Source organism: Oceanicola sp. S124, assembly GCF_000220565.1.
In the GTDB taxonomy this organism is placed as follows: Bacteria; Pseudomonadota; Alphaproteobacteria; order Rhodobacterales; family Rhodobacteraceae; genus Pseudooceanicola.
The window spans coordinates 1-1,334 of sequence record NZ_AFPM01000283.1; the positions used below are offsets into that span (position 1 = coordinate 1).

At 70.8% G+C, this 1,334-nt stretch carries 1 protein-coding gene; it reads right to left on the reverse strand.

The window, feature by feature from the left end:
* Positions 1–1,334 (reverse strand): FAD-dependent oxidoreductase (locus OS124_RS0119230; protein ID WP_010141543.1); only part of this gene is annotated, 1,334 nt, incomplete at both ends.

Genomic DNA, 1,334 nt, shown 5'->3' on the forward strand with positions numbered 1-1,334 from the left:
GTGCCGACCTGCGGAATGGCTTCATTCAGCGCCTCAGAAAGCACCGCCAGTCCGTTGATATTGGACAGCTTTCCCTGATCCGTCGCCATGCCCAGCGTGGTATAGCGCTTGGCATGTTCGACGCTCTCGTAGCCCTCCTGCGCGGCCAGCTGGATATCGCTGACCTTGACGTCGTTCTGGAAGTCCAACCAGGTCTTGGAACGCTTCTCGTAGGGTGCCCCGTCGGGCATCAGCCAGACGGCGGCGGGGGCGATCTCGTCGGGCTCGTCGACCTCGGGCAGGCCTGCGGCGGTGGCCTCGAAACCGGCGGCGCGGGCGGCGGCAGCGCCCTGGGCCGCCGCGTCCTGCAGCGTCTCGGAGAGCAGCAGCGCGCCGTTCGCAGTGCCCGCACAGCGCACGAAGCCCTGCCCGTCGTGGCCCGTCGGGGCGCGGTCCGCATCGGGGCGGAACATCGCGCGCTCGGTATCCCAGGTCAGCTTGCCGCCGCAATGCGACCACAGGTGCACCACCGGAGACCAGCCACCCGACATGGCGACCACGTCGCAGTCCAGCGTTTCGATCACGGCACCGCTGCCCGCCTGGGCACAGATCTCGACCCCGGTGACGCGCTTGCCGCCCAGCACGCGGGCCACGGCCCGGCCCGGCTCGACGCGGATGCCGGCCTCGCGCGCGGCGATCGTCAGGGCTCCGCCGCCGGCGGGGCGCGCATCGAGGATCACCGGCACATCCAGCCCTGCCGCCTTCATCGCGAAGGCGGTGCGATAGGCGTCGTCGTTGTTGGTGACCACGACCACCCGGTCGCCGGGCGCGACCCCCCAGTTCACCACGTAATCCCGCACCGCCGAGGCCAGCATGACGCCGGGAATGTCGTTGCCGGCGAAGGACAGCGGCCGTTCGATGGCGCCGGTGGCGGTGACCACCTGCGCGGCACGGATCCGCCACAGGCGATGACGCGGGCCGGACTTGTCGGAAAGGTGGTCGGTCAGCCGCTCGTAGCCCAGCACGTAACCGTGGTCATAGACCCCTGCCCCCATGCAGCGCAGGCGCAGGGTGACATTGGGCAGGGCCTGCAGCTCGGCCAGCAGCGCATCGACATGGGCCTGGGCCCCGACGCCGCCGATCTCGCCGCCATCCACGGGGGCGCGGCCGCCCCAGTGGCCGGTCTGTTCCAGCAGCAGCACCTTCGCCCCCGCGCGCCCGGCCTCGACGGCAGCGGTCAGCCCGGCCACGCCGCCACCGATCACCAGTACATCGGCGAAGGCATAGAGGTGTTCGTAGGTATCCGCGTCGCGATCCTTCGGCGCCTTGCCGAGACCTGCCGCCTGCCGCACGAT